The 3,697-nt window shown below is 67.7% G+C and carries 3 protein-coding genes and 1 pseudogene; all 4 read left to right on the plus strand.

Annotated features, from left to right (window positions below):
* The first annotated feature begins 159 nt into the window (after positions 1–159).
* A complete protein-coding gene (locus JOY90_RS40035; protein WP_367276870.1) occupies positions 160–531 on the plus strand; it encodes a transposase in 372 nt (123 codons plus the stop codon).
* Entirely contained in the window at positions 528–875 is a 348-nt protein-coding gene (gene tnpB, locus JOY90_RS02775; RefSeq protein ID WP_291689643.1) for an IS66 family insertion sequence element accessory protein TnpB, read from the plus strand. Before JOY90_RS40035 ends, tnpB begins: the two co-directional genes overlap by 4 nt.
* Positions 876–970: 95 nt before the next feature.
* Positions 971–2,500: an IS66 family transposase gene (locus JOY90_RS02780; protein WP_291689644.1), complete on the plus strand. Its 1,530-nt coding sequence runs from the start codon at positions 971–973 to the stop codon at positions 2,498–2,500.
* A 46-nt stretch (positions 2,501–2,546) separates the two neighbouring features.
* A pseudogene (locus tag JOY90_RS02785) lies at positions 2,547–3,033 on the plus strand (IS5 family transposase); the annotation flags it as partial.
* Positions 3,034–3,697 lie beyond the last annotated feature (664 nt).

Genomic DNA, 3,697 nt, shown 5'->3' on the forward strand with positions numbered 1-3,697 from the left:
GTGAGCTTGCCCCCTGAAACGCGCTCGTTTTGAAGCTCAGGTACGTCGATCAGGAGACGGACGAGGAAGAAGCGTACGCATCCGGTGAGGGCCGCCTTGCGGATCGGCGTCAGGTGGCCGTCCATCTGACCTTAAGTCTGGTTTTAAGGTCAGTCGCACATGCGGGCGGATATTCTCGGGGTTGAGCGTCGGCGGCGCTGGTCGTCGGACGACAAGGCCCGGCTTGTGGCGGAGACGCTGGAACCCGCTGCCTGTGTGTCCGAGATCGCCCGGCGCAATGACCTGGCACCGAGTCTGCTGTTCACTTGGCGTCGTCAGGCTCGGGCGCGGACCGTTGCGCCCGCTTCGGTCTTCCTCCCTGTCCAAGTAACGCCCGGGCCGCCCGCAGCGGGGCCACCGCCGGCCAAACGACGCCGCAAGGCGGCAGGGTCGATCGAGATCGATATTGGGTCCGGGCGGCGGCTGAGGGTCGGTTCTGATGTGGACGCGGCGGCCCTGGCTCGGGTCCTCGACGTGCTGGAGCGACGATGATCCCGGTTCCGGCCGGTGTCCGTGTCTGGCTCGCGACCGGGCACACGGACATGCGCAAAGGGTTCGCCAGCCTGGCGGTGATCGTCCAGGAGACGTTGAAGCGCGACCCCCATGGCGGGCACCTGTTCGTGTTCCGCGGGCGTCGCGGCGACCTGATCAAGGTCATCTGGCATGACGGCCAGGGTTCGTGCCTCTACACCAAGCGCCTGGACCAGGGCCGATTCCTGTGGCCCTCGCCGGCGGATGGCGCGGTGACGATCTCGACCGCGCAGCTTGGGTATCTGTTGTCCGGCATCGACTGGCGCATGCCGCGGGAGAGCTGGCGTCCGAGCGCTGTCGGCTGAGGATAAGCCGTTACAGCGGTTGGGGATTGTGATTCTCTGGGCGGGTGCCGAACGCGCCTGAGTCGCTGCCCTCTGACCTCGCCGCCGCCCATGCGATGATCCTGGCGGAGCGCGAGGCACGGCGTGCGGCCGAGACGGCGGGGGCGGCCGCGCGGTTGACCCTCGGCATCGAGATCGAGCGGCTGAAGCTCGAGATCGCCCGGCTACGGCGGGAGCGGTTCGGACCGTCGTCGGAGCGCAGCGCCCGCATCGAGCAGCTCGAACTCCGGCTCGAGGACCTGGAAGAAGCCGCCGCCGAGACTGCGGCGACGGCTGACGCGGCGGTCACGGTCGCGACCTTTGCTCGGCAGAAGCCGGCTCGCCGTCCCTTGCCGGACCATCTCCCGCGTCACCGGGTCGTGCATCCCGGACCCGCGGCCTGTCCCTGCTGCGGCGGCACGGCCCTGCGCAAGCTCGGCGAGGACGTGACCGAGACGCTGGAGCGCATCCCGGCACGCTGGCGCGTGATCCAGCATGTGCGCGAGCGCTTCTCCTGCCGCGCCTGCGAGACGATCTCCCAGGATCCGGCACCGTTCCATTCGATCAACCGGGGCCGTGCCGGACCGGAGCTCCTGGCCGAGGTTGTGTTCGGCAAGTTCGGCCTGCACCTGCCGCTGCACCGGCAGAGCGAGCGGTTCGCCCGCGAGGGTGTGCCGATCGAAGTCTCGACCCTAGCTGACTGGGTGGGGGCGGTCACGACGGCCCTGGCTCCGCTGGTTGGGCTGATCGAGGCGCATGTCCGCAAGGGCTGTCGCATCCACCTCGACGACACGCCTGTCCCGGTGCTCGCCAAGGGGAGGACCCGAACCGGGCGGCTCTGGACGGCGGTGCGCGACGATCGCCCGTTTGGCGGCCCTGACCCGCCGGCCGCATCCTACTTCTACTCCGCCGACCGCTCCGGCTCGCATGCCGAGACCTGGCTGGGCAGCTATACCGGCATCGTGCAGGCGGATGCCTTCTCGGGCTTCGGCCGGCTGTACGAGCCGGGGCGCACGGCTGGCGGCATGATCGAAGCGGGTTGTTGGGCGCACGCCCGCCGCAAGTTCTTTGAACTGGCCGACCTGCAGAAGGCACCCATCGCCATCGAGGCCGTTGCCCGCATCGATGCGATCTTCGCGATCGAGCGTGAGATCAACGGCCGCGCGCCCGGTGACCGCCAAGTCGTTCGTCAGGGCCGCTCCCGCCCGCTCGTCGCCAGCCTGGAAGCATGGTTCCGAGCCAGCCGAGCCAAGCTGTCGCCGAAGGCCAAGACGGCGGTCGCCATCGACTACATGCTGAAGCGTTGGCCGGCCTTCATCCGCTTCCTGGACGACGGCCGGGTTTGCCTGTCCAACAATGCCGCCGAACGCGCCATCCGGCCTCTCGCCGTCGGCCGCCGCAATTGGACATTTGCCGGATCCGATAACGGCGGGCGGCGCGCGGCCGCGATGTACACCCTGATCGAGACCGCCAAGCTCAACGGCATCGATCCCCGAGCCTGGCTCGCCGACGTCCTCAGCCGTCTGCAAGACCATCCAGCCAGGCACGTCGCAGACCTGCTGCCCTGGGCCTGGTCCCCGTCCATGGCGGCTCAAAAAGCCGCCTGACCAACGATCACCCTGCCGCCAGGGCTTTCACCGGATGCGTACCAAGAGCACGGCGATCGACAGCACCTATGTCAAGGCGCAGCGTGCGGCGTTCGGGGCAAAAGGGGGCGCCAGGCGGAGGCGATCGGCCGTTCGCGCGGCGGCTGGACGACCAAGGTCCACGCGCTCACCGACGTTGTCGGCCGCCCCTAGGCGGTGATGCTCACCCCGGGCAGCGTCAGCGACATGAACGCCGCGCCCACGCTGCTCAAACGGGCCGGCCGCATGCGCCACCTGTTGGCCGACAAAGGCTACGACGCCGACCGGCTGCGCGGTGCGTGCGCGAGGCCGGTGCCGTTCCCGTCATCCCCGGTCGGCGCAACCGCAAGCGGCCCGTCCGGCACGACAAGCAGCGCTAGCGAAGCCGGCATCTCATCGAGAACGCCTTCTGCCGCATCAAGGACTTCCGTCGCGTCGCCACCCGCTATGACAAACTCGCCGCCAACTTCCTCTCAGGCGTGGCACTCGCCATCCCACTCGCTTTTTGGCTCTGATCGAGTCTGAACCCTAGTGACGGTCCACCCTAGCCCTAGACTGGGAAGAGCTGCCGCGCTTGTGAGAAAAGTCGCGCGCATTTCTTGCGGACGATCTTCCCACCGCGCATCGAACCTGCAGCGAAACGATCACCGACGGGCAAAATCTGGTCGTGTTTAGCGCGACCTGTATAGTCTAAAATCCGGTTCCGGGCGGCGCAACACCTTCCCTCGGGTAGCCGGGACGGCGCTGAGCCGAACGGCTGCTTCCGAGTAGGGACTGCCGGCGCCCAGTCTCGACCGGCTATCCAGGTGGCACGTGCTCAATCCGCTTCAACCAGCATGCTGCGAATTGGAATTCCTCCAAATACCATATCTGGGAACGTTGCGAGGAGTGATCTGCTCAGCGTTGGCTCTCGCGTGCTGGGCCCAGCGAGGCGTTCAGGCCTGAGCGATCGCGGCAGCGAGAACCGCCGCGGCCCAGGGGAGTGGAAGGAGCGAGACGAGATGGTGGAACGAACAGCCGCCGCGGCGACGAGGATCTTGGCGGGCGACGATCGCACCCACTACGACGAGTTCGCCATGGCGCTGCACTGGGCCACGGCGGCGTTGGTCATCCTGCAGTTCGCGCTTGCGGAGACATGGGGATGGGCCGAGCGGCCTACGCGCCATCTCATTTTCATGT

It is taken from the genome of Bradyrhizobium sp., assembly GCF_019242285.1.
GTDB lineage: Bacteria > Pseudomonadota > Alphaproteobacteria > Rhizobiales > Xanthobacteraceae > Bradyrhizobium.

What these genes read in the sequence shown, in the direction of transcription:
- JOY90_RS40035 (WP_367276870.1), top strand. Translation starts at nt 160, where the DNA reads ATGCGGGCGGATATTCTCGGGGTTGAGCGTCGGCGGCGCTGGTCGTCG.
- tnpB (WP_291689643.1), top strand. Translation starts at nt 528, where the DNA reads ATGATCCCGGTTCCGGCCGGTGTCCGTGTCTGGCTCGCGACCGGGCAC.
- JOY90_RS02780 (WP_291689644.1), top strand. Translation starts at nt 971, where the DNA reads ATGATCCTGGCGGAGCGCGAGGCACGGCGTGCGGCCGAGACGGCGGGG.